The 23,153-nt window shown below is 70.2% G+C and carries 23 protein-coding genes; 18 read left to right on the forward strand and 5 right to left on the reverse strand.

Annotated elements, in window-relative coordinates:
- Nucleotides 1-112: 112 nt before the first annotated feature.
- Entirely contained in the window at nucleotides 113-691 is a 579-nt protein-coding gene (locus JWP54_RS16075; protein WP_297374011.1) for a flavin reductase family protein, read from the reverse strand.
- Nucleotides 688-1,278 (reverse strand): NADPH-dependent FMN reductase, encoded by a 591-nt coding sequence (locus tag JWP54_RS16080; protein WP_297374014.1) that lies wholly within the window; start codon nucleotides 1,276-1,278, stop codon nucleotides 688-690. Before JWP54_RS16080 ends, JWP54_RS16075 begins: the two co-directional genes overlap by 4 nt.
- Before the next feature lie 342 nt (nucleotides 1,279-1,620).
- Here JWP54_RS16080 and JWP54_RS16085 point away from each other — a divergent pair, with 342 nt between their 5' ends.
- The 6 genes from JWP54_RS16085 to JWP54_RS16110 all read left to right on the forward strand — a co-directional run bounded on the left by JWP54_RS16085 (nucleotide 1,621) and on the right by JWP54_RS16110 (nucleotide 7,833).
- Nucleotides 1,621-2,883, forward strand: a complete 1,263-nt coding sequence (locus tag JWP54_RS16085; protein ID WP_297374016.1) for a nucleotide disphospho-sugar-binding domain-containing protein — start codon at nucleotides 1,621-1,623, stop codon at nucleotides 2,881-2,883.
- An 80-nt stretch (nucleotides 2,884-2,963) separates the two neighbouring features.
- Nucleotides 2,964-3,674, forward strand: coding sequence for a hypothetical protein (locus tag JWP54_RS16090; protein WP_297374018.1), 711 nt, complete (start codon nucleotides 2,964-2,966; stop codon nucleotides 3,672-3,674).
- 110 nt (nucleotides 3,675-3,784) lie between these two features.
- The gene (locus JWP54_RS16095; RefSeq protein WP_297374020.1) at nucleotides 3,785-4,759 is read left to right on the forward strand and encodes a TIGR03885 family FMN-dependent LLM class oxidoreductase; all 975 of its coding nucleotides are present in this window, start codon (nucleotides 3,785-3,787) and stop codon (nucleotides 4,757-4,759) included.
- A complete protein-coding gene (locus JWP54_RS16100) occupies nucleotides 4,756-6,450 on the forward strand; it encodes an alpha-amylase family protein (RefSeq protein ID WP_297374022.1) in 1,695 nt (564 codons plus the stop codon). Before JWP54_RS16095 ends, JWP54_RS16100 begins: the two co-directional genes overlap by 4 nt.
- 36 nt (nucleotides 6,451-6,486) lie before the next feature.
- A complete protein-coding gene (locus JWP54_RS16105) occupies nucleotides 6,487-7,275 on the forward strand; it encodes an alpha/beta fold hydrolase (RefSeq protein ID WP_297374024.1) in 789 nt (262 codons plus the stop codon).
- Between the two features lie 144 nt (nucleotides 7,276-7,419).
- Complete coding sequence (locus JWP54_RS16110; RefSeq protein ID WP_297374027.1) at nucleotides 7,420-7,833, forward strand: hypothetical protein; 414 nt, start codon at nucleotides 7,420-7,422, stop codon at nucleotides 7,831-7,833.
- Nucleotides 7,834-7,931: 98 nt separating this feature from the next.
- Here JWP54_RS16110 and JWP54_RS16115 read toward each other — a convergent pair whose 3' ends face one another.
- Nucleotides 7,932-8,654: a pyridoxamine 5'-phosphate oxidase family protein gene (locus JWP54_RS16115; RefSeq protein WP_297374030.1), complete on the reverse strand. Its 723-nt coding sequence runs from the start codon at nucleotides 8,652-8,654 to the stop codon at nucleotides 7,932-7,934.
- 109 nt (nucleotides 8,655-8,763) lie between these two features.
- Here JWP54_RS16115 and JWP54_RS16120 point away from each other — a divergent pair, with 109 nt between their 5' ends.
- The gene (locus JWP54_RS16120) at nucleotides 8,764-10,266 is read left to right on the forward strand and encodes a PLP-dependent aminotransferase family protein (protein WP_297374033.1); all 1,503 of its coding nucleotides are present in this window, start codon (nucleotides 8,764-8,766) and stop codon (nucleotides 10,264-10,266) included.
- 62 nt (nucleotides 10,267-10,328) lie between these two features.
- On the opposite strand, the gene JWP54_RS16125 is transcribed toward JWP54_RS16120, so the two are convergent.
- Nucleotides 10,329-11,510: an IS30 family transposase gene (locus tag JWP54_RS16125; protein ID WP_297374036.1), complete on the reverse strand. Its 1,182-nt coding sequence runs from the start codon at nucleotides 11,508-11,510 to the stop codon at nucleotides 10,329-10,331.
- A 270-nt stretch (nucleotides 11,511-11,780) separates the two neighbouring features.
- Between JWP54_RS16125 and JWP54_RS16130 the strand changes: the two genes are divergently transcribed.
- The 11 genes from JWP54_RS16130 (at nucleotide 11,781) to JWP54_RS16180 (ending at nucleotide 22,375) form a co-directional block, all read left to right on the forward strand.
- Nucleotides 11,781-12,083: a flavin reductase gene (locus tag JWP54_RS16130; RefSeq protein WP_297374039.1), complete on the forward strand. Its 303-nt coding sequence runs from the start codon at nucleotides 11,781-11,783 to the stop codon at nucleotides 12,081-12,083.
- A 3-nt stretch (nucleotides 12,084-12,086) separates the two neighbouring features.
- A complete protein-coding gene (locus JWP54_RS16135; protein WP_297374042.1) occupies nucleotides 12,087-12,965 on the forward strand; it encodes an ABC transporter ATP-binding protein in 879 nt (292 codons plus the stop codon).
- On the forward strand, nucleotides 12,962-13,750 hold the full coding sequence (locus tag JWP54_RS16140; RefSeq protein ID WP_297374045.1) for an ABC transporter permease: 789 nt from the start codon (nucleotides 12,962-12,964) through the stop codon (nucleotides 13,748-13,750). Before JWP54_RS16135 ends, JWP54_RS16140 begins: the two co-directional genes overlap by 4 nt.
- 79 nt (nucleotides 13,751-13,829) lie before the next feature.
- Nucleotides 13,830-14,930, forward strand: a complete 1,101-nt coding sequence (locus JWP54_RS16145; protein WP_297374048.1) for an ABC transporter substrate-binding protein — start codon at nucleotides 13,830-13,832, stop codon at nucleotides 14,928-14,930.
- 155 nt (nucleotides 14,931-15,085) lie between these two features.
- Entirely contained in the window at nucleotides 15,086-16,165 is a 1,080-nt protein-coding gene (locus JWP54_RS16150) for an LLM class flavin-dependent oxidoreductase (protein ID WP_297374051.1), read from the forward strand.
- Nucleotides 16,162-16,845 (forward strand): cysteine hydrolase, encoded by a 684-nt coding sequence (locus tag JWP54_RS16155; protein ID WP_297374053.1) that lies wholly within the window; start codon nucleotides 16,162-16,164, stop codon nucleotides 16,843-16,845. Before JWP54_RS16150 ends, JWP54_RS16155 begins: the two co-directional genes overlap by 4 nt.
- Nucleotides 16,842-18,197, forward strand: a complete 1,356-nt coding sequence (locus JWP54_RS16160) for an NtaA/DmoA family FMN-dependent monooxygenase (protein ID WP_297374055.1) — start codon at nucleotides 16,842-16,844, stop codon at nucleotides 18,195-18,197. Before JWP54_RS16155 ends, JWP54_RS16160 begins: the two co-directional genes overlap by 4 nt.
- Complete coding sequence (locus tag JWP54_RS16165; protein ID WP_297374058.1) at nucleotides 18,194-19,420, forward strand: MFS transporter; 1,227 nt, start codon at nucleotides 18,194-18,196, stop codon at nucleotides 19,418-19,420. Before JWP54_RS16160 ends, JWP54_RS16165 begins: the two co-directional genes overlap by 4 nt.
- Nucleotides 19,421-19,599: 179 nt before the next feature.
- The gene (locus JWP54_RS16170) at nucleotides 19,600-20,277 is read left to right on the forward strand and encodes a response regulator transcription factor (protein WP_297374061.1); all 678 of its coding nucleotides are present in this window, start codon (nucleotides 19,600-19,602) and stop codon (nucleotides 20,275-20,277) included.
- Complete coding sequence (locus tag JWP54_RS16175) at nucleotides 20,270-21,616, forward strand: ATP-binding protein (protein ID WP_297374064.1); 1,347 nt, start codon at nucleotides 20,270-20,272, stop codon at nucleotides 21,614-21,616. Before JWP54_RS16170 ends, JWP54_RS16175 begins: the two co-directional genes overlap by 8 nt.
- A 135-nt stretch (nucleotides 21,617-21,751) precedes the next feature.
- A complete protein-coding gene (locus JWP54_RS16180) occupies nucleotides 21,752-22,375 on the forward strand; it encodes a hypothetical protein (protein WP_297374067.1) in 624 nt (207 codons plus the stop codon).
- A 10-nt stretch (nucleotides 22,376-22,385) separates the two neighbouring features.
- Here JWP54_RS16180 and JWP54_RS16185 read toward each other — a convergent pair.
- A partial coding sequence (locus JWP54_RS16185) for an NmrA family NAD(P)-binding protein (protein WP_297374069.1) occupies nucleotides 22,386-23,153 on the reverse strand: 768 nt, incomplete at its 5' end.

Genomic DNA, 23,153 nt, shown 5'->3' on the forward strand with positions numbered 1-23,153 from the left:
GAAGGGGCCGGATGCGGCAAGTCAGCGAATCGCACGGTCACGACTTGCCGATAAGTGCCCCTTCCGCACTGGGGAAGGGGTACAAGGCGGCAACTCGCGTTGCCGCATCCGGTCAGGCGGCCTTCGGTTCGGCGGGCAGCAGGCTGCGGAACGCGGCCGAGTGGTAGATCAGCGGGTCGTGGTCGTCGTTCACCTTGAGCGACTTCACCTCGAGCAGCACGATCGTGTGGTCGCCGGCCGGGGTCTCCGAGTAGATCTCGCAGTCCAGCCAGAGCGAGGAACCCTCGATGAACAGGGCGCCCAGGTCGGTGGTTCGGGTGTCGAGGCCGGCGAACCGGTCGCCCGTGCGGGACGCCAGCTGGTAGCACTCGCGGGCGTGGGCGCTGCCGAGGATGGAGACGCCGATCCGGCCGGCCTGGCGCAACACCGGCCAGGTGGTGGAGCTGTTCTGCACCGAGAACAGCACCAGCGGCGGCTCGTACGAGACGCCGACGGAGAACGACGAGGCCACCAGGCCGGTGGGCTCCCCCGCGATGTCGGCGCAGAGCGCGGCGACGCCGGACGGGAACTTGCCGAACGCCGACCGGATGTCGCTCGGGTCGCTGCTGATGGTCTCGAGGCCGTGCTGGTCGCCGGGTTCGAGGGTCGAGGCGAGGTCGGCGTCCCCAGCGGTCAGGTCACGGGGGCTCATGCGCTCGCTCCGTTGACGACGGGGGCGGATGCATCCGACGCGGTCTGCACATCCGTCTGGGGATTCTTGCCCAGCATGCCCATCACCAGCGGCTGCAGCAGGCGGAGCACGGCGAGGTTCTCGGCGGCCCAGGCGGCCACGATCTCCTCCATCTTCTCCATCTGGCCGGTGACGAAGTAGAGGCCCTTGGTGGGCACGCTCGCACCGAGTTCGACCAGCAGCGGGCGCAGGTTCACGTCCATGCCCATCGAGTGGCTGAGGTCGGCGCCGGTCATCACCGGGATCGCGGTGACGCCGCGCAGGCCGTTGGCGGCGTACCGGTCGAGGAAGCCCTTGAGCAGGCCGGTGTAGGTGGCCTTGTAGGTGGGGCTGGCGACAACGAGCAGGTCGCTGTCGGCGACGGCCTGGTTGAGTTCGGCCATCTCCGGGGACGGCCACGAGAAGATCTGGCTCGAGTGCTCGGCCAGGTCGATGACCCGCAGGTCGTAGGTGCCGGCGACGAGCAGCTCGGCGACCAGCGTTTCCGCAAGCTTGAGGGTGCGGCTCTGGGGCTTGGGGTTGCCCACCAGGATTGTAATTTTCAGCATCGTGTTCCTCCATCGAACCACTGGATCAGGTCACGAATTCGATGCCGGGGCTACCAATCTGGGTGCCCTCCTGCGTGCGTGGAATCGCACGCCTGACGGCACGAACATGCATAGCTTCGTCATCGAACTCGATGAGTGAGCCACTGAGGATTGGTGTCTCAGATGGTGAGCAACGGCTTACGTCGCTCTACTAGTGTGCGCATCCCCGATTGCGCCCGCGTGTCCCGGTCATTACAACTGTGTTTCGCCATCACGGCGGGTGGGGTTCGGCAGCGGATGCGCCGGCGGCGCGCGGCATCACGCGGCCTTGCGCCCGCCCGGAACCGGCGCAACCATCACCACATGACGCACATCGCCCTCCCGGTCATGCCGTTCGCCGGCCATGTGGCCCCGGCGACCGGCCTCGTCGCCGAACTGCTGGCCCGCGGGCACGACGTCACCGTGTACACCGGGGCGCACTACCGCACCCGGTTCGAGGCCCTCGGGGCCGCCGTGCACCCCTGGCAGGCCGCCCCCGACTTCGACGAGCACAACCTGACCGCCACCTTTCCCGGCACCGACAGGCCGGGCCGGCTGGCCGTGCGAGCCGACATCGAGCACGTCTTCGTGCGCACCCTGGGCGGCCAGGCCCGCGACCTGGTGGCGCTGGATCGCGAGCATCCGGTCGACCTGCTCCTCGGTGACGTGCTGTCGTTCGGCACCGGGCCGGCCGCCGAACTGCTCGAGGTGCCCTGGGTGAGTGTGTCCTTTGTGCCGCTGAGCTACCCGACCCCCTCCCTGCCGCTGCCCGGGATGGGCCTGAGCCCGGAGCCCGGTCCGGTCGGCCGGGTGCGCGACGCGGCTCTGACGCGGGTCTTCACCGCCTTCTCCCGCCGCCTCGACCGGGTCCATGCCGAGCAACGCGCCGGCCTGGACCTGCCGCCCCGGTCCACGCCGCTGAACATGGTGCTGTATTCGCCGCGGCTCAACCTGGCCAGCGGATGCGCCTCCCTCGACTTCGGGCGCACCGACCTGCCCGACACCGTGCGGTTCGTGGGCCGGCTGCCGACCGTGGGCGGAAGACATTCGCTGCCCGACTGGTGGGCGCGGCTGGGCGAGCGGCCGGTGGTGCTGGTGACCCAGGGCACCCTGAACATCGATGCCCGGCAACTCGTGAAGCCGGCGCTGGAGGCGCTGGCCGACGTCGACGTGACCGTGCTGGCCACCACCGGCGGGGTGCCGCTGCCGTTTTCCACTCCGGCGAACGCACTGGTGGCCGACTTCGTGCCGTTCGACGCGGCGCTGGCCAGAGCCAGCCTGGTGATCAGCAACGGCGGCTGGGGCGGCACCGTCGAAACGCTGGCGGCCGGAGTGCCGATCATCGTCGCCGGCGGCGACCGCGACAAACCCGAGGTCGCCGCGCGGGTGGACTACAGCGGCGCCGGGCTCAGCCTGCACACCGGGCGGCCCTCGGCGCACCGGGTCCGGGCCGGCTACGACCTCGTGACGGGGCACCCCGGCTACCGGGTGCGGGCCCGGGAGGTGGCCGAGGAATTGGCCGCGCTGGGCGGGCCCGGCGCGGCCGTCGACGCGATCGAGCAGGTCCTCGCCGACGTCGGCGCCTGAGCGGTTATTTCGCGTCTGGTAACGTCTCCTGCATTCACCCGCCGCCCCATGGACGGGCACGAACACACGGGGGACACATCATGTCGGTCAAGACAATCGGGGCCGGAATTGCTGCAATCCTGCTCCTGGGACTGACCGGATGCGCCGGCGGCAGCGGGGCCGACGCGGCGCCCACCCAGGCCACACTCACCCCGCAGGCCACCGCACCGACCGCAGCCACCGAAACCGCCGAGTTCTTCCCCCAACTCACCGACGCCGACCTGGCCGGCGTGTTCACCGGGCTGCAGTTCGTGCCCGACCAGTACGCCGACACCACCGAGTTGCTCGACTCGATCTACCCGGGCCTGACCACCTCGGATGTCACCTGCCTCACCCCGTCCGGCGCCGGCTGGGACACCGATCCGGCGCTCGCCGCTGCGTCTGCGGAGTTCGGCACCAGCAACGACCGCTCGATGACCGCGGTGATCAGTAGTTCCGGCGACGCCGCCGTCGCCAGCGACCTCGTGGCCGACTCGGTGGACGCCCTCGAGCGCTGCGCCAACGGCGCGGACCTCTTCACCATGCAGGGCGAGGCGGTACAGACGCAGGTGGAACAGATCGACGCCGGCCTGACCGGCACCGACGAGGCCGTCGCGTTCCGGGTCTCCGGTGACGTGGGCGGTTCGCCGTTCAGCCTGGTAGGCATGACCGCCCGCGTCGGCGGCAACGTCATCGCACTCGTCGGCTGGGACCCGGCCACCAGCGAGTCGTATGTGCCGCAGGCGACCCAGATGTTCGTCGACAAGCTCTAGCCCACGCTGGCGGCCGCCGGGGGTTGAACCGGCCGCCGAGGTCTGCTTGCATGGTGCCACCAGTCGCGAGCTGTCGGGCCTCCGGGCAGCTCCCAGAGAAGGGCACGGCCGTGATCGGTTTCCACGCATCGCATGAGCAGATCGACCCGCGCGCGCTGCTGGCCGCGGTCAAGCACGCCGAGGAGGTGGGCTTCACCGCGGCGATGTGCTCCGACCACATCTCGCCGTGGAGCGTGCGGCAGGGCCAGTCCGGATTCGCCTGGTCCTGGCTGGGCGCTGCGCTGGAGGCCACGAACCTGCCGTTCGGGGTGGTCAACGCCCCCGGCCAGCGGTACCACCCGGCCGTGATCGCGCAGGCGATCGGCACGCTCGGGCAGATGTACCCGGGCCGGTTCTGGGCGGCGCTGGGCTCGGGCGAGAACGCGAACGAGCACATCACCGGCGAGCGCTGGCCGCGGAAGGACCTCCGCAACGCCCGGCTCGAAGAGAGCGTGACGGTGATGCGCGCCCTGCTGGCCGGCGAAGAGGTGAGCCTCGACCACCACATCCGTATCGACCGGGCCCGGGTCTGGAGCCGGCCGGAGGCCCCGCCCCTGCTGGTGGCCGCTGCGGTGTCGGCGGAGACCGCCGGCTGGGCCGCCGCCTGGGCCGACGGCTTGATCACGGTGGCCCAACCGCCGGAACAGCTGCGCCGGGTGCTGGCCGCCTACGAAGACGCCGGCGGCACCGGCCGGAAGGCCCTTCAGGTGCACCTGAGCTGGGCGGCCACCGACGAGGAGGCCCTGGCCATCGCTCACGACCAGTGGCGTACCGGCGCGTTCAACCCGCCCGTGCTCTGGGACATCGACACCCCCGAGTCCTTCGACGAGATCACCAAGCATGTCACCGCGGAGGACCTGCGCTCATCCGTGCTGATCAACAGCGATCTGGGCTGGCACGCCGACCGGCTGGCCGAACTGGCGGCCCTGGGTTTCGAGGACATCTACCTGCACCACGTCGGCAAGAAACAGCAACGGTTCCTGGATGCGTTCGGCGAACGGGTGCTGCCCCAGCTGGGCCGGCTCAACGGAGAGGCCGCCGCATGAGGATCTCCGACACCAGCGACCGCTGGTGGAAGAACGCGGTGATCTACTGCCTCGACGTCGAGCGCTACCTCGACAGCGACGGCGACGGCTGCGGCGACCTGCGCGGCCTCGCCCAGCGCATGGACTACCTCGCCGAGCTCGGCATCACCTGCCTGTGGCTGATGCCGCTGAACCCCAGCCCCGGCAGGGACGACGGTTACGACATCACCGACTTCTACGCGATCGATTCGCGGCTGGGCAATTTCGGTGAGTTCGTCGAGGTGATCCGCACCGCCCGCGACCGCGGCATCCGGGTGGTGATGGACCTGGTGATCAATCACACCTCCGACCAGCATCCGTGGTTTCAGGCGTCCCGGTCCAGCACCGACTCCCCGTACCGGGACTACTACGTCTGGCGCGACGACCCGCCCACCAAGAACCAGCCCTCGGCGTTTCCCGGCGACGCGAAGAGCATCTGGGAGTTCGACAGGAAAACCCGGCAGTACTACCTGCACAACTTCTACAAGCACCAGCCCGACCTCAACATCGCGCACCCGCCCGTGCGCGACGAGATCGCCCGCATGGTCGGCTTCTGGACCGAGCTGGGCGTGTCCGGGTTCCGGGTGGACGCGGTGCCGTTCCTCATCGAAGCGAAGTCCGAGGCCGGCGGCAAGAACTCCCAGCCTGACCCGGCCGACCAGCCGCTGCCCGACCCGCACGACTACCTCGCCGACATCTCCGGGTTCCTGTCCCGGCGCAGCAGCGAGGCCATGATGCTCGGCGAGGTCAATCTCACCCACCAGCAACAGCTGGTCTACTTCGGCGCCGGCGAGCGCCGGGAGCTGCAGATGCAGTTCGACTTCGTGGTGATGCAGAGCGTCTACCTGTCGATGGTGCGCCACGATTCCCGGCCGCTGGCCGCGGCCCTGGCGGACCGGCCGGAGCTGCCCGCCGACTGCCAGTGGGGCAACTTCGTGCGCAACCACGACGAGCTCACCCTCGACAAGCTCTCCGACACCGAGCGCCAGGAGGTGTTCGAGGCGTTCGCGCCCGACCCCGGCATGCGGCTGTACGACCGGGGCATCCGGCGCCGGCTGCCGACGATGCTGGGCGGTGACGCGCGGCGCATCCGGATGGCCTACAGCCTGATGTTCTCGCTGCCGGGCGCTCCGGTGCTGTTCTACGGCGAGGAGATCGGCATGGGCGAGAACCTGGCGGTGCCGGACCGGTACGCGGTGCGCACGCCCATGCAGTGGTCCGCGGGCGCCAACGCCGGCTTCTCGCAGGCGCCGGCCGAGCAGCTGGTCACGCCGGTGGTCACCGGCGAGTACGGTCCGGAGCGGGTGAACGTCGCCGCGCAACGCCGCGACCCGGATTCGCTGGCGCACTTCATGCGCACCCTGATTCAGGCGTACCGTAACTCCCCCGAGATCGGCTGGGGCGAGTTGGCCATCGTGGAGACGGGCGACGACCGGGTGTTCGCGCACCTGGTGCGGGCGAGCATCGGCTCGATGCTGGCGGTGCACAACTTCGCGGATGCGCCCATCGGCCTCACGCTGACCCTGCCCGACGTCCCACCGGGCTCCCGGCTCGTGGACATGTTGCACAACGAGGTCACCCCGATCGAGGACGGCGTGGTGGCGCTCCGGCTCGACCCGTACGGTTACCGGTGGTTGCGGATCACCAGCGATGCCGACACCCGGGTGGGCTGAGGCCCGGCCGCCGGGCGATGTGGTCGAATAGTAGCGATGTCTAATCCCGCCGCCCCGCCCGCCCGCACCGTCATCTCACCTGACAACACCCAGATCGCCACCTACGAGTTCGGTGATCCCGACGCGCCCACCGTCCTCGCGGTGCACGGCTTCGCCTCCAGCGGTCTGGCGAACTTCCACGCCACCGGCTGGATCCGCGACCTGGTGCGCGAGGGCTACCACGTCATCGCGATGGACCAGCGCGGCCACGGGCAGAGCACCAAGCCGCACTCCCCCGACGCCTACACGATGGACCTGCTGGTCAACGATGTGCTCACCGTGCTCGACACCTTCCTGCTCGACGAGGTCGACTTCGTCGGCTACTCGCTGGGCGCCCGGGTGGGCTGGCACGCCGCCCGGTTCATGCCCACCCGGATCAACCGGGCCGTGTTCGGCGGCATCCCCGACGGCGACCCGCTCACCCGGTTCCGGGTCGACGAGGCGCTCGCGTTCGTACGCGACGGCGTCCCGGTGGCCGATCCCCTCACCGGCGCCTACCTGAAGATGGCCGGCGCCATCCGGGACAACGACCTCGAGGCGCTGATCGCGCTCGTGCAGGGCATGCGCGGTGGACCGCAGCCGCACGCGGCGAACGCGCCCACCCAGCGGGTGCTGTTCGCCACCGGCAGCGAAGACCGGATCCTCGCGGCGTCGAAGGCGCTGGCCGAGGCCACCCCGAACGCGTCGTTCTTCGAGATCCCCGGCCGCAACCACTTCAACGCGCCCACCTCCCGGGCGTTCCGGGATACCGCGATCGAGTTCCTGGGCTTGCCCGGCTCCGACTGACCCCGCCCAACTGTGCCCGGTGCGGACAAATGGTCCCGGCACACCGGGTGCAGAAGTCCGTTCGGGCAACAGTTGGGGTGGTGGCCGCGGGCCGTACACTGAGCAATCGAGCACCGGCACGCCCAACGAGAGGAGCCCACCGGTATGACGAACATCGAGGCCACCGGGCGCATCCAACCGGAGTCGACCGAACACGCCATGCTGCACGCCCTCGGCGAGCGCCTCGGCGTCGACCTCGCCTCTCGCACCCTCACCGTGCCCGGCGGCCTGCGCGTGGAGGTGGAGGGTATCGATCCGGCCGCGAGCGTGCTCGTGCAACTGGTGGCGAACACCGGCGCCGCCAAGTCGTCACACCGCAACAAGGCCATCGCCGACCTACTCAAGCTGGTCTGGCTGCGGGGCGTGCTGCCCACCCGGCCGCGCCTGGTGATCTGCATCAGCGAACCGCTGGCCCGCTTCTTCACCCCGGCCTCCTGGCCGAGCGCCGCGGCGGCCGATATGCACGTGGATGTCTACATCTTCCGGCCGGACGCCCCGCTGGAGCTCCTCACCCGCTGAGCCGGCCCCGTCTTCGCTCCTGCACTCGTTTGCAAAGAAACCACCTTCCCGGGGCCTTCGCACTGTGCGAAGTTTGCAAACGAATGCGCGACGCCGGCTCAGGGGGCGATACGGGCGGCGTAGGCGAGCGCCGCGGCGGAGACGTGCGTGCCGGCCGGGCTGAGCGCCGAGGTCTCGGGCGGCAGCGCGGCCACCCGCAGGGGCACCACTCCCGCCCACACCGAACGGTCCTCGCCGTCATCGGCTGCCTCGGAGGCGCCGTGGACGCGCACCTTCACGCTGGCTTCGTCCAGTGGCAGGCGCAGCACCAGGGTGGCGGCCAGCTCCCGCTTGGTCATCGGGCGCACCTCGTCCCACCGGCCCGGCATCAGGTGGTCGGAGACGACGCGCATGGCCTCCGCCTTATCGGCGGCCGCGACGACCGTCGGCGTGCCGAACACCACGGCGCTGCGGTAGTTCATCGAACTGTCGAACAGCGAGCGGGCATAGACCAGGCCGTCGAGGTGCGTCACGGTGACCGAGATCGGGGTGCCGGATGCCATCGCCCGAAAGATTCCGCTGCCGGTCGAGCCGTGCAGGTAGAGGGCGTCGCCGCCTCGGCCGAAGCCCATCGGCAGCACGAGCGGCAACCCGTCGCGCACGATCGCGACGTGGGCGACGAGCGCCTCGTCCAGGATGGCGTACAGCTCGGCCCGGTCGGTGCGCTGGCGCTCGGGCATGCGGGTGATGCGGGTGCGGTCGGTCACGGGCAGGTCGGTCACGCCCGCACCGTGGCTGGTCGACGGGGCGGGCTGGGTCTGGGTGTCGATCTTGGAGGGCATGCTACTAGGATCGAGCCCAGACTGGATCGGCAACAGGGCCACTTCCGGCGACTTCGAGTAGACCAGTTGCCGCGGTCGATCACTATCGGAATTGGGGACGAGGAGACGAATGAACACCCACGAGCTGCCCATCCTGGTCGACCGCACGTCGGCGCTCCCCCTCGCGGCCCAGCTCGCCTCCGCCCTCCGCCTGGCGATCCTCGACGGAACGCTGCGGCGGGGCGAACCGGTGCCGTCGACCCGCGCCCTGGCCGGCTCGGTGCGGGTGTCGCGCGGCACCGTCGTCGCCGCGTATGACCAGCTCGCCGGTGAGGGCTACCTGCACACCACGCCGGGCTCGGCGACCCGGGTCATGGTCGAGCGGCACGGCACGAGCGCGGTCGCCGGCCCGCCCGACACCGGCGCCCAGACGGACGCCGGCGTGACCGCACCTGCTCTGCCAACCGGGACACCGTCGACTCCCCTGGTGCTCGACCTGGCGCCGGGGCATCCGTCGACCCGCACCCTCGTCGACCCGGCCTGGACCGCGGCCTGGCGGTCCGCCGTGGCCGCGGCCGGCCGCAGCGACTCGCCATCCGCGACGGGCACGCCGGAGCTCCGCGCCGCGATCGCCGAGCACGTGCGGCGAGCGCGCGGACTCGACTGCCGGCCCGAGAACGTGATCGTCACCGCCGGCACCAGCGACGCGCTCGCCAGCATCGCGCTCGCGGCTCTGGCCGGCGCGGGCGGCGAGGGCGAGGCTGCGCCGGGCACCCCGCGCATCGCCGTCGAGGATCCCGGTTATCCCACCGCCCGGCGGGTCCTTCGCCGGGTGGGCGCCCGGCTCCAGCCGGTCCGAACCGGCGACGACGGCATCGACCTCGCCGGGCTGGCCGCACTCACCCCCACCCCGCACGCCGTGCTCGTCACGCCAAGCCACCAGTACCCGCTCGGCGGGAGCCTCTCGGTGCAGGGCCGCCTCGACCTGCTCGACTGGGCGCGGGCCGCCGGTGCTGTCGTCATCGAGGACGACTACGACAGCGAGTTCCGCTTCGGTACCTCTCCGCTGCCGGCCCTGGCCACCCTCGACACGTCCGGCCGGGTCGCGCTGGTCGGCAGCTTCTCCAAGACCGTCACCCCGTGGATCCGCTGCGGCTACATCGTGGCCACCGGCGACCTCGGCAGTGCGCTGCGCGAGGTGCGCGAGGATCTCGGCCCGCCCGTGTCCGGTGTGCAACAGGCGGCCCTCGCCCGCTACCTCGAGAGCGGCGGCCTCGCGCGCAATGTCACCCGGGTGCGCCGGGAGTACGCGCACCGCCGAGCCCTCGTCCTTGCGAAGCTCGGCGCACTGCCCGGGGTGCGGCTGGCCGGGCTCGACGGTGGGCTGCACGTGGTGGTGCACACCGACGGGCTCCCCCGCACGGCCAGCGGCGCGAAGGGCCGGGCGGATGCATCCGTTCTCGTCGCGCACGCCGCCGCCCGGGGCGTGCGGGTCGTGTCGCTGGCCGACTACGCGGTCGTCGACCGGGGGCAGCACGGCCTGGTCCTCGGCTACGGCGCCCCCACCGACCTCGAGCTCGCCCGGGCGCTCGACGTGCTCGCGGACCTCCTCACGGCCTCCGTCACGAACTGATGTGCAAACTTCCCGCCTTCGTCGCCGGGCAAAGTCAAGCGGTGGGAGCAACGCGGGAGTTTTTATGCTGCGAGGAGCAGCTGGTTAAGCCGGTTGGCTGGTGTTTGGAGGTTGAGGGTGGGGCGTGGCCGGCGGTTGAGCTTCGCGGCAACCCGGCGGAGATCGTCGGGGGTGTGAATGGAGAGGTCGGAGCCTTTCTCGAACCAGAACCGGAGCAACCTGTTCGTGTTCTCGTTGGTGCCGCGCTGCCAGGGCGAGTGTGGGTCGCAGAAGTAGAGCGTCGTATGCAGCTCGGTTTGGATCTTGGCGTACTCGGCCAGCTCCGTGCCGCGGTCCCAGGTGACGCTCCGGCGGAGGTGGTCGGGCAGCTTGCCCATCTCGCTGATCATCGCGGCAGCGACGGTGTCTGCGGTGTGGTTCTCGGGCAGGTGCAGCAAGATCGTGAACCGGGTCATGCGTTCCACGAGGGTGCCGATCGCAGTCCCATCACAGCCGATGATGAGATCGCCTTCCCAGTGACCGGGGATCGCTCGGTCTGTGATCTCGGCCGGCCGGTCACTGATCTTGAACGCATCCTTGTAAGGGCTGCTCGACTTCCGGTCAGCGGTGTGAGGAACGCGTTTCTTTCGCTTCGTGGAGAGCTTCTCGGCGAGGTCTTTCCGCAGATTTCCGCGGGCTTGAACGTAGAGGGCTTGATAAATAGTCTCGTGGCTCACCTGCATAGTCTGGTCACCCGAGAAGGTGACCGCCAGCATTGACGAGATCAACTTCGGGCTCCACCCATCATCCATCCAAACCTCGATTGCCGTGCAGAGCGCCTCGTTCTCGACCAGCTTCAACGGCTTCGGCCGACGACGCGCCTGATGCGCTCGCGCGTGCGCGACCGACGCATAGTAGACACCGTCCCGACTGCGGTTGCGGTTCACCTCCCGCCAAACCACGGACTTGTGACGGCCGATCGCCTCACCGATCTCGGCGTAGCTCAGCCCGCTCCGACGGCCCATCTGAATCATGCCCCGTTCCGCCTCATTGAGCGCCCGGCCTGGCCCGTCCGGCGACGGCGCCGGGTCAGCCAGCCCACCCACTTGGCCCAGGTTCACAGTCATCTGACCAGACTGAGCCCACCAGTAGGCCCCGCTCCTATTCGACGCGCCCACAGATTTCGCGGCACGTTGAACCGGCATCCCGGCGCACACCAGATCAACGAATTCAGTCCGGGTATTCGGGGGAAACACTTTGACCATGAAACGCTCCTTGAATCAGAGCGTTGCTACGACCGTATGACTCTGCCCCGCAACGAAGGCGGGAAGTTTGCAAACGAGTGCCTCGGCGAGCGCCGCCGGGGAGTTTACCTGCGCGAAACAGCAGGCTGACTTTCCCGAAATCTGGGCCACCTACTGTGAAATCCAACGGACCTCCGCGGGCCATTTGCCACCTGACTGATCCAGTCGGCTGAACACTTCACCCGCTCGCTCTCCTCCTCTCAACCACTGAATTGCGCCTAGGAGGCCAGCGTGCACCAGACCGACCCTTGTCCCGCCGTAGCGGATGCGGCGGCTTCCGACCCCGCCGACCAGGGCGGGCTCGCCCGGCACTTCGCCACCACGGGCATCGACAAGTTCTCCGCCGTCACCGTGCACGGCGACTACGACCGGGTGCCCGTCGTCACCGGCGCGCAGACGGCCATCCTCGGCCAGGTGCACGAACGCTGGATCGTGGGCGACCACCTCATGAACATCGTGCACGTGGACGACGTCATCCGCACCGAGCTGTCCCCGCTCGTCTACCAGAACCGCGAGTTCAGGAAGCTGGTCTGACCCATGACCCTCACCTCCCCCGCCCCCACGAGCACCGCCGACTCCATCTCCATCCGCGGCGCCGTGAAGATCTATGGCTCCGCCCCGAGCCGGCACGTCGCGCTGGCGAACGTGGACGTCGACATCAAACGCGGCCAGTTCGTGAGCATCATCGGCCCGTCCGGCTGCGGCAAGTCCACCCTGCTGCGCCTGATCGCGGGCCTGGAAGAGGCCGATGCGGGCACCGCCGAGGTCTTCGGCGTGCCGCCCGAGCGCGCCTGCGCGGCCAAGATGATCGGCCTGGTGCCGCAGGCACCCGCCCTGCTGCCGTGGAAGGACGTGCTCGGCAACGTGAGTATGCCTGCCAAGGTCAATCGCCGCGCCGACAAGCTGCGCCGCCGCATCCACGGCCACCTCGAACGCCCCGCACCCGACATGCTCGACCTGCTGAGCAAGGCCGGGCTGACGGATGCGGTGCACAAACTGCCCGCCCAGCTCAGCGGCGGCATGCAGCAGCGCACCGCCATCGTGCGGGCGTTCGGCGTGCAGCCCGACGTGCTGCTGATGGACGAACCGTTCTCCGCCCTCGACGAGTTCACCCGCGAGTCGATCCAGGAACAGCTGCTCGACATCTGGGACGAGAACAAGACCACGGTGGTGTTCGTCACCCACTCGGTCTCCGAGGCGGTGCGGCTCTCCGACACGGTGCTCGTGATGTCGGCCCGGCCCGGCCGCATCACCGCATCCGTCGACATCACCCTGCCGCGCCCGCGTAGCCAGGCGATGCTCAAGACGGCCGAGTTCCACCACTTCGAAGATGTGATTCGCGATCACCTGCAGACCGCCTGGCAGGAGAACCCGATGACCGGGTCCACCCCGATCCCGGCGGGAGCAGCATCGTGAGCGTCCTCAAACGGCTGGGCTTCCTCCGCCCGGCCTACTGGCTGCCGCTCGCGGTGCTGCTAGTCGGTCTCGGCATCCTCTGGAGCGTCACCGCCAAGGACAGCCCCTACCTGCTGCCGCCGCTGGCCGCGGTCGGCGAGGCCCTCGCCGCCAACCCCGGCTTCTACCTCGCCAACGCCTGGGCCACCCTCGCGGTGGCGCTGGTGGGCCTGGCCATCGGCTTCGTCGCCTCGTTCATCCTGGCGGTGCTGGTGTCCGAACTGCCTCTCGCCCGCCGGGCGATCATGCCCATCGCCGTGGTGCTCAGCGTCACCCCGCTCGTGGCCATCGCCCCGGCTCTGGTGGTCGCGTTCGGCTTCGGTCCGGAGCCCAAACTCATCGTCACCGCTCTGATCTGCTTCTTCCCGATCCTCATCAACGTGGCCACCGGCCTCCGCTCCGTGTCACCGGCGGTGCTGCAGGTCTTCACCACCCTGCACGCCTCCCGCCTCGAGATGCTCTGGCACGTGCGGATGCCCAGCGCCCTGCCCTACCTCTTCACCGCCCTGCGCGTGGTCTTCCCGCTCTCGATCATCGGCGCCGTCGTCGCGGAACTCTCCGCCCCCGGCGCCGCGGACGGCCTGGGCACCGTGATCAGCGTGGCGTCGTCGAACAACCGCCTCGCGGTGGTCTACGCCGCCATCTTCTGCCTGGCGATCATGGGCTCAGTGCTGCTGCTCATCATCACCGCCATCGAGGACCGCGTGCTGCACTGGCACGAGTCCCGGCAGGGCGCCACGAGCTGACCCCCGATTTCTCCGCCGCGTCACCCGCACGACCCCGCCCCACCCGTCCCCGCATCCCCCACCGCACCAGGAGACCGCTATGCCCACCCGCCCCATCCACGCCGTGGCCGCTTTCGCCGTCCTCGGCCTCACCCTCGGCCTCGCCGCCTGCAGTTCCCCCGTAGGCAGCGCCACCCCCTCCATCGATACCGCCGCAGCCGGCAGTGCCATCTCCGATGAGCGTTGCGCGCTCAACGAGGCCGCCGACACGATCAACTTCCTCACCGGGTACCAGTACCAGGCGTCGGTGTCGATCCTCAACATCATCGCCGCCGACGAGCTGGGCTACTTCGACGCCCTCTGCCTCGACGTCGACATCCAGCCCGGCACCGGCGACACCAGCCAGAACGCCCAGCTGCTCGCCGCAGGCACCGTCACCATCACCAGCGTCGACGAGCAAAACCTCATCACCGCGCAGGACAACGGTATCGACGTCACCGGAATCGCCACCTACTCCAACGTGGGCCTGGAGATCCTGATGACCGGCACCGACGTGACCGACCTCAGCGAGCTGGACGGCACCATCCTCGGCCAGAAGGGCAACCTGCCGCCGGCCGTGGGCGCGATGCTCACCAACGCGGGCGCCGACCTCGCCTCGATCCAGCAGGTCGTCGTGGGTTACGACCCCACCATCCTGCCGCGCGGCCAGGTCGACTCGCTCACCGGCTTCATCTCCAACGAACCCAACCTGCTCGAAGCCGCCGGTGAAGACGTCACCGTCTGGCGCCCGTACGACTTCGGCGTCGCCGGGTCGCTGGGGAGCCTGGCCGTGAACAACGAGTTCGCCGCCGACAACGCCACCGCCGTCGAGGACTTCCTGCGCGCCAGTCAGCACGCCTTCGACTACTGCGGCGAGAACGGCGAGGAATGTGTCGCCTTCGCGTCCGAGCTCTCCGGCGAGGGCTACGACGCCGAGCACAACCTCACGGTCTGGACCACCGAATACGACATCGTCACCGACAACCAGCCGGCGGATGCCCCGATCGGCCTGATCGACTTCGCCAACGTCACCGCCGAGTCGGAGTTCCTCGTCGACAGCGCGCAGATCGCCGAAGCCCCGGCCGACCCCACCGCCTACTTCGACAACAGCTTCGTCGAGGCGATCTACGACGGCACCACGCTGATCTGGCCGGCGCCCTAACCGGTCGCCGCACCGAGTTGCGGACATCCGGCCTTCATTCGCAGCGCGAAGGCCCGATGTCCGCACCTCACCGGCTCAGCCCCGCACCCGCACCACGTCCGTCTCGGCCCTCGCCGTCTCCGTCGCAGCCTCCACAGCAGAGAAAGAGTTCCCCCATGTCAGCACGCGAGTACGGCGTCTTCCTCCCCATCGGCAACGGCGGCTGGCTGGTGTCCACGACCGCGCCGCATCCCGACGGCAGCTACGAGTACAACAAGACCACCGCGGTGCTCGCCGAACAGACCGGCCTCGACTTCGTGATGTCGATGGCCAAGTGGCGCGGCTTCGGCGGCTCCACCGACCACTGGGGCAACACCCTCGAGTCGATGACCATGATGGCGGGCCTGGCCGAGGCCACCGAAAAGGTGAAGATCTGGGCCACCGTGCACGCCAACATCCACAACCCCGCCATCGCCGCCAAGATGTTCGTCACCCTCGACCAGATCAGCAACGGCCGCGCCGGCATGAACATCGTCTCCGGCTCCTACGCCGACGAGTTCGAGCAGATGGGCCTGTGGGACGCCGGGATGTCCAAGGAGGCCCGCTACCGGATGGTGGAGGACTGGACCCGCGCCGTCACGCGGCTGTGGACCGAGGACTCCGTGACCATGCAGAGCGACACCTTCACCCTCACCGACTGCGTCTCCCGCCCGCACCCGCGCGTGCAGCCCACCCTGATCAGCGCCGGCCGGTCGCCGCGCGGCCGCACCTTCCAGGCCGAGCTCTGCGACGGCGCCTTCCTCTCCGGCGACACCATGGCCGAACTGCTCGAATCCTCCCGCGACGTACACGACCAGGCCGCCGCTCTCGGCCGTGCCGTCAAGACCTACGCCATGCTCACCGTCGTCATGGGCGACACGGATGCCGACGCCCAGAAGCGGGTCGACGTGATCGGCGAGGGACTGGACCGCGAAGCGCTCGCCAACATGCGGGTCTCCTGGGGCATGCCGCGCGACCGCGCCACCTCGTGGACGCAGTCCGCCTCCGGCGAAGACGCCTTCCAGACCCCGTACGTGTTCGGCTCCCCCGACACCGTGCTGAACCACATCAACGCCGTCGTCGACGGCGCCGAACTCGACGGCCTGATGCTGGTCTTCCCCGATTACCACGTCGACCTGCCCGCGTTCGGCGAGGCCGTGCTGCCCACGCTCCGCGCCCAGGATGCCGCCCGCGAGGCCGGCCTGGTGCGTTCATGAGCCCCGCCGGCCCCTTCCACGGCTTGGACAACCGCGCCGGGGCTCTGATCGTCGTCGACGTGCAGCGCTCCTTCGCCGACGTCGGCTACCTCAGCGGCTACGGCCTCGACACCGCTGCCGAGGAGGCTCTCGCTGCCGCCATCCGCACCACCGCGAGCCTGGTCGACACCGCCCGCGCCGCCGGCGTGCCCGTGGTGTGGGTCGAACTGGCCTCCGACCCGAACAGACTGTGGGGCGCCAGCAATTGGCTGCGCGGCAAGGGCGTCGACGAGCCGATGGGCGACGACGAACCCTGTGTGATCGGCACCCCGGGCGCCGACTGGTACGGCGTGTCCCCGGCCGCCGGCGAGGTCCGGGTGCAGAAGCGCGCCTACAGCGGTTTCCAAGGCACCGACCTGCACGCCCGGCTGCAGGAGCTCGGCGTGGTCTGGGTGATCGTGGCCGGCCTCACCACCGAGTGCTGCATTGCCGCGACCGCCACCGACGCGTTCCAACTCGACTACCCGGTGCTCATCCCCAGCGACGCCACCGCCGCCTACGAGGTGCGGGTGCACGAGAACGCCCTCGAGATCCTCGCGCTCACCACGGCACACATCGTCTCGAGCGAGGAACTGGTCGGCTTCCTGCCCGCCGCCGCACCCGTCACAGCCGCCCCCACCGGCTCGGCGGTGTCGGCGTGACCGGCCCCGAACGTGACCCGCGCCACATGCACCTGGCCTTCGACCTCTCCTTCACCCACTCCGAGGGGCGCTGGGCCCGGCCCGGCTCCTGGACCGGTCGCACCTTCCCCGACGTGAAGATGTTCCAGGAGCTGGCGATCACCGCCGAGCGCGGCGGCATCGACATGCTCTTCTTCGGCGACGGCACCGGCCTGCCCGACACCTGGCGCGGCTCCCCCGACGCCGCCGTCGAGTGGGGCGTGCAGTGGCCCCGGCAGGACATGAGCCCGTTCATCGCCGCGATGAGCACCGTCACCGAGCACATCGGCTTCGGCCTGACCTACTCCTCCACCTTCATGCATCCGTTCTATGTGGCCCGGCTACTCAACTCGCTCGACCACGTCACCGGCGGTCGCATCGCCTTCAACGTCGTCGCCTCGACACGGCGGGCGGATGCGGCCAACTACGGCTTCGACGAACTGCTCGAGCACGGCAAGCGCTACGAACGCATGGACGAGTTCATCTCCGTCTGCCAGCAGCTCTGGGACTCGGTGGAGGTCGACGCGATCGTGATGGACCGGCAGACCGGCCGGTTCGCCGACCCGAAAAAAGTGCACCAGATCGACCACCACGGCGACTTCTTCGACGTGCGCGGACCCCTCACCAGCGTGCCCAGCCCGCAAGGCCACCCGGTGTTGGTGCAGGCCGGCAACTCGCCGCAGGGCATCGCGACCAGCGCCAAGTTCGCCGACCTGATCTTCGGCATCGGCGGCAACCTCGCCGGGCAGCAGCGGCACCGTTCGCTGCTCGATGTGGAACTGGCCGCCAACGGCCGCAACCCCGCGGACGTCGGCATCCTCTGGGCCACCCAGCTGGTGATCGGCCGGAGCGTCGACGAGGCCACCGCCCGCAAGAAGGAGATGCTTCAATACTGGGGCGACGAGGCGGTGGGCGCGTACCTGTCGTACAACTCCGGCCACGACTTCTCCACCGTCGGTGACACCATCGTGCTCGGCGAGCTGCAGGCCGAGATCGTGGCGGGCAACGCCTCACCGTCGGGGTTCGTCGGCCAGCTGGTGCAGAAGCTCGGCGCCGACCACGCGCTCTCCCGCACCGAGTTCTTCGAGCGCGGCTGGGAGCACGCGGTGGGCTACGAGCACACCCTCAGCGGCACCGCGGCGCAGCTCGCCGACCAGCTGGAGGAGAACTTCGAAGCCACCGGCTCGCGCGGCGGTTACATGGTGGGCAACCCCCTGAGCATGCCCGCGTCGTACACCGAGATCATCGAGCTGCTCGTGCCGGAGCTGCGCCGCCGCGGCGTGATGGGCCCGGCCTACCCGGGCTCGACGCTGCGCGAGAACCTCGCGTCGTGAGCCGGCGGACGGGGCGGCTCCCGTCCCTCGGCGAACAGACCCTGCTGCTGTGCTGCCTGATCGGTGCCGCCCAGATGACCTGGGGCACCATCGTGCCGGCCCTGCCGCTCTACGTGGACCGGTTCGGCGCCACGGCGCTGGTGCTCGGGCCGATCATCGCCGCGTTCGGCTTCGGCCGGGTGCTCGCCAATATCCCGGCGGGCATCCTCCTGCGCTGGTGGAGGCCGCGCCCCTACCTGTGGGCGGTGAGCCTGCTCCTCGTGGTGGTGACCGGCCTCACCGGGCTCGCCCCTGACGCCGAGTCGCTGATCGCGGCCCGGGTGGCCGCCGGGGTGCTCGGCGGCGCCGCGATCACCATCGGCTTTGCGATCCTCGTCGCCGGCGCCCCACCCGCGCGCCGCGGCCGGGTGATGGCCACCGTCACGGCCGTGCAGATGTCCGCCGGCGCGATCGGCTCGTTCCTCGGCGGCCTAGTGCTCACCTGGTTCCCGCTCGAGGTGGTGTTCCTGGTCGCCAGCGTCCCTCTCGCGCTGGTGCTCGCCTGGGATGCCCTGCGCCCCGCCGCCTCCTACTGGCTGCCCCTCGGCCGGACCGCTACCCCGTCGTCGGCCGACCCCGCCGGCCCCACCATCTCTTCCCCGGCTCCGAGCGGCTCCGCCGGCCTCGGCCTCGGCGCGATCGTCATCGCCCTCGCGCTGAGCTCGTTCGCCACCTTCTTCGCCCGGTTCGGCGGCGAGCAGGGCCTCGTCCCGGTGGCGGCCTACGCCGGGGGCCTCACCCCGCTCACCCTCGGGGTCGCCCTGGCCGCCTCCACCCTGCTCTCCCTTGCCGCCCTTCCGGTGGTGGGCGCCCTGATCGACCGGGGCTACCGGCTCGCGGTGCTCGTGCCGGGCGTACTCGCCTCCGCGGCCGCCCTGCTGATCTTCCCGGTGGCCGACGGCCCCTGGCTGTTCGCCCTCGCGATCGTGCTCTACGGGCTCGCCACCAGCGTGGCCGGCATCGTGCCGACGGTGCTCATGAGCGAGGCCGTGCCCACCCGGCAGAGCGGCCTGGTGGTGGGCATCACCCGAACCGCCGGCGACATCGGCGCCGTCGCCGGCCCGCTCGTGGCGCTGGCCGTGTACGACAGCGACGGCCTCTGGCCGGCGATCCTCGTGATCGTGGCCCTGCTCCTCCTGGCCAACCTGTCCCTCGCCCGGCTGCTCCGCCGCCGCCCCAACTGAACGTTCATGTGCAAACTTCCCCCCTTCCTCCGCGCAACGAAGGGGGGAAGTGTGCAAATGAGCGGTCCAGGCTGCGCGGCGCGCGACATCCGCGGGGCTTCAGCTTGCCTTCAGCGGGGTCGGCCAGACTGGGGCGGGTGGCCGGATGGCCCGCCGACAGACACGACGAGGGGGGCCGGATGCGAGTCCTGGTGGTGGAAGACGAGGCGCGGCTGGCCACGGGGCTGAAACGCGGTCTCGAGGCCGAGGGCTTCGCGGTGGATGTGGCCGGCACCGGTCCCGACGGCCTCTGGCTGGCCCGCGAGAACGAGTACGCGGTCATCCTGCTCGACATCATGCTGCCCGGTCAGAGCGGCTACCGGGTCTGCGAGACCCTGCGTGCCGAAGAGAACTGGACCCCGATCCTGATGCTCACCGCCAAGGACGGCGAATGGGACCAGATCGAGGCCCTCGACACCGGCGCCGACGACTACCTGACCAAGCCGTTCTCCTCCGCGGTGCTGCTCGCCCGGATGCGGGCGCTCATCCGCCGCGGTGCCAGCGCCCGGCCCCCCGTGCTGCGCGCCGGCGACCTGCACCTGGATCCGGCCACCCGAACGGTCAGCCGGGGCGAGACATCCGTCGATGTCACCGCCCGGGAGTTCGCGGTACTCGAGTACCTGATGCGCAACCAGGGCACCGTCGTGTCCAAGCGCGACGTGCTCGACAACGTGTGGGACTTCGACTTCGAGGGCGACCCCAACATCGTGGAGGTGTACGTGCGGCACCTGCGCAACAAGGTGGACCGGCCCTTCGACCGGGCCGCGATCGAGACTCTCCGCGGCGCCGGCTACCGGTTGGCGGCCAACGGTGGCTGAGCGGCCGAGCCGGCGGCGCGCCCGGTCGTTGCGCGCCCGGATCACCCTGGTGTCCACCGCGATCGTCGCGGTCACCCTGGTGGTCGGCGCGCTCCTGTTCGTGCTGGTGCTGCGTTCGGTGCTACTCAGCGAGGTGAGCACGGCCGCCGAACGCGACCTGCAGCAGATCCAGACCGAGTTCGACAGCACCGGCGCGCTGGCCAGTTTCGACGCCGACGACGACGAGATCTTCGTGCAGGTCACCGACGCATCCGGCGCCCTGCTGGCCGGCAGCGACACCCTCGACGGCTCGCCCGTGCCGCTGGAGAAGGACAGCGACTCCCAGCTGGTACGCGTGCCCGACGAGGACGGCGCCTACCTGGTGGCGACGGAGGAACACGACGACATCACCCTCGCCGCCGGCCGCACCCTGGATACCGTCGACGAGTCCGTCGCCACCGTCGGCGCTCTGCTGGCCGGCGCCGTGCCGCTTCTGATCGGCATCGTCGCCCTGCTCACCTGGATCGTGGTGGGCAAGGCGCTGGCCCCCGTCGAGCGGATGCGCCGCGAGGTCGACACCGTCTCGGCCGCCAACCTCGACCGGCGCATCCAGGACCCCGGCCGGGCCGACGAGATCGGCCGGCTCGCCTCCACCATGAACAATATGCTCGACCGGCTCGACACCTCCCAGCAGGCGCAACGGCAGTTCGTCTCGGATGCCTCGCACGAGCTGCGCTCCCCGCTCGCGTCGCTCCGCCAGTACGCCGAGGTGGCCCAGGCACATCCCGACCGGATGAGCCTCGAGGATCTCTCCGAGGCGGTGCTCGACGAGGGCGCCCGGCTGGAACGGCTCGTGCGGAGCATGCTGTTGCTCGCCCAGGTGAGCGAACGGTCGCTGCAGGCCACCGGCCGGACCGTTGACCTCGACGACCTGATGCTCGGCGAGGCGCGCCGGCTGCGCGACACCATGGCGCTCTCGATCGACGCCACCGGGGTGGGGCCCGCCCGGGTGACCGGCGACGAGACCCTGCTCGGCCAGGTGGTGCGCAACCTCGTCGACAACGCCGCCCAGCACGCCTCCGGACGGGTGGCCCTGTCGCTCCGGGTCGACGGCGGCGACGCGTTGCTGGCCGTGGAGGACGACGGGCACGGGGTGCCGCTCGCCGAGCGCGACCGGGTCTTCGAGCGTTTCGTGCGGCTGGATGCCTCCCGCGCCCGCGCATCCGGCGGTACCGGACTCGGCCTGGCCATCGTGCGGGAGAGCGTGCAGGCACACGGCGGCACCGTGCGGGTGCTGGACAGCGCGCTCGGCGGAGCCCGGTTCGAGGTGCGGCTGCCCGCCGTCGCCGACGCCCCCTGACCGGCCCATAGGCGTTCCTGAAACCGCGTTCAGCGGGCTTCAGTCTGGCTTCAGCGACGCCCAAGCACACTGGGGACATCGGGCACGGCACACGCCGCGCCTCCCCCAGTCGCCATCACACCGTAGGGACACATCATGAAGAAGAAGACCATCTGGATCACCACCGCCGCCGTCGGAACCGTTCTCGTGCTCGGCGCGGCCGGCGTGGCCGTCGCCGACCCGTTCGACGGGAACGACAACGACCGGCTCACCAGGACCACCCTTGACCGGGCCAGCAGCGCGGCCCTCGACGAGGTCGGCAGCGGCACCGTCACCGACGCCGAGGCCAGCGACGACCTGGACCACGCATACGAGGTGGAAGTGACCCTCGAGAACGGCGACGATGTCGACGTCGAACTGGACGAGTCCTTCGGCGTGGTGCGCTCGGACGCTCGCAGCACCGACCAGACCGCCCCGATGGCCGGCGCCACCCCGCAGGCCGGCGATGACTCGAACACGGATGACTCGAACACGGATGACTCGAACACCGACGACTCGAATGTGCCGGCGCTCACCGAGACCGACCGGTCCGCCGCCTCGGAGGCGGCCCTCGCCGCCCTGCCCGCCGGCACCGTCGGCACCGTCACCGAGGTCGAGCGCAGCGACGACTTCGACCACGCGTACGAGGTCGAGGTCACCCTCGAGAACGGCCAGGACATCGACGTCGAGCTCGACGGGAGCTTTGCGGTGGTCAGAGTCGACGAGCTGCCGGCCGCGTAACACCGCTCGATCAGAGCCAGGCCTGCCGCTGCTGCTCCACGAAGCTGCGCAGGCTGGTCGCGGGCCGGCCGGTGAGCCGGCGGATGCTGCGGTTCGGCAACGCCGTCAGGCGGCGCCGCACCGCCGTGTACCAGGCCGCCTGCGCCGCGACATCCGACGCCGGTGCTCCCTGCTTCGCCGCCAGCTCCGCGTACTCGGCCTCGCTCGCGGCGGTGTAGCGGATGGGCCGGCCGAGCTCCTCGGTGAGCACTTCGGCCACCTGCGCGAAGCTGAGCGACTGCTCCCCCGCCAGCGCATAGACCTTGCCCAGGTGCCCGGGTTCGCCGAACACCCTCGCGGCCACCCGGCCCACGTCGTTCGCGTCGACGAACGCGGCACTCGCCCCGGCCGCGGGCAGCACGATCTCACTGCGCAGGCGGATATCGTCGCGGTACCGGGTGGACAGGGTCTGCATGATCAGGTTCGGCCGCAGGATCGTGAACGGCGTGCGGGTGCGCCGCAGGTAGAGCTCCACCAGGTGGTGCGGCGACCGGTTGTCGAACCGCGCGCCAGGCGCCGACAGGAACACGATCTGGCGCACCCCGGCGTCCTCCATGGCCTGGTCGATGAACGGGATGATGGTGCGGCCCACATCGGCCACCGTGGGCGGCACGATCAGGAAGACCCGGTCGACCCCGGCCAGCGCACGCGACCAGGTGCTGCGGTCGGCGAAGTCGAAGGCGCGCACGACGGCGCCCTCCGCCGTCGCGGCAGCGGCCGCGGCGCCGGGCTTGCCGAT

It is taken from the genome of Cryobacterium sp. (genome assembly GCF_025463825.1).
GTDB lineage: Bacteria > Actinomycetota > Actinomycetes > Actinomycetales > Microbacteriaceae > Cryobacterium.

What these genes read in the sequence shown, in the direction of transcription:
- JWP54_RS16085 (WP_297374016.1), top strand. Translation starts at nt 1,621, where the DNA reads ATGACGCACATCGCCCTCCCGGTCATGCCGTTCGCCGGCCATGTGGCC.
- JWP54_RS16155 (WP_297374053.1), top strand. Translation starts at nt 16,162, where the DNA reads ATGAGCCCCGCCGGCCCCTTCCACGGCTTGGACAACCGCGCCGGGGCT.
- JWP54_RS16170 (WP_297374061.1), top strand. Translation starts at nt 19,600, where the DNA reads ATGCGAGTCCTGGTGGTGGAAGACGAGGCGCGGCTGGCCACGGGGCTG.
- JWP54_RS16180 (WP_297374067.1), top strand. Translation starts at nt 21,752, where the DNA reads ATGAAGAAGAAGACCATCTGGATCACCACCGCCGCCGTCGGAACCGTT.
- JWP54_RS16090 (WP_297374018.1), top strand. Translation starts at nt 2,964, where the DNA reads ATGTCGGTCAAGACAATCGGGGCCGGAATTGCTGCAATCCTGCTCCTG.
- JWP54_RS16150 (WP_297374051.1), top strand. Translation starts at nt 15,086, where the DNA reads ATGTCAGCACGCGAGTACGGCGTCTTCCTCCCCATCGGCAACGGCGGC.
- JWP54_RS16135 (WP_297374042.1), top strand. Translation starts at nt 12,087, where the DNA reads ATGACCCTCACCTCCCCCGCCCCCACGAGCACCGCCGACTCCATCTCC.
- JWP54_RS16120 (WP_297374033.1), top strand. Translation starts at nt 8,764, where the DNA reads ATGAACACCCACGAGCTGCCCATCCTGGTCGACCGCACGTCGGCGCTC.
- JWP54_RS16100 (WP_297374022.1), top strand. Translation starts at nt 4,756, where the DNA reads ATGAGGATCTCCGACACCAGCGACCGCTGGTGGAAGAACGCGGTGATC.
- JWP54_RS16145 (WP_297374048.1), top strand. Translation starts at nt 13,830, where the DNA reads ATGCCCACCCGCCCCATCCACGCCGTGGCCGCTTTCGCCGTCCTCGGC.
- JWP54_RS16075 (WP_297374011.1), bottom strand. Translation starts at nt 691, where the DNA reads ATGAGCCCCCGTGACCTGACCGCTGGGGACGCCGACCTCGCCTCGACC.
- JWP54_RS16105 (WP_297374024.1), top strand. Translation starts at nt 6,487, where the DNA reads ATGTCTAATCCCGCCGCCCCGCCCGCCCGCACCGTCATCTCACCTGAC.
- JWP54_RS16110 (WP_297374027.1), top strand. Translation starts at nt 7,420, where the DNA reads ATGACGAACATCGAGGCCACCGGGCGCATCCAACCGGAGTCGACCGAA.
- JWP54_RS16125 (WP_297374036.1), bottom strand. Translation starts at nt 11,510, where the DNA reads ATGGTCAAAGTGTTTCCCCCGAATACCCGGACTGAATTCGTTGATCTG.
- JWP54_RS16115 (WP_297374030.1), bottom strand. Translation starts at nt 8,654, where the DNA reads ATGCCCTCCAAGATCGACACCCAGACCCAGCCCGCCCCGTCGACCAGC.
- JWP54_RS16080 (WP_297374014.1), bottom strand. Translation starts at nt 1,278, where the DNA reads ATGCTGAAAATTACAATCCTGGTGGGCAACCCCAAGCCCCAGAGCCGC.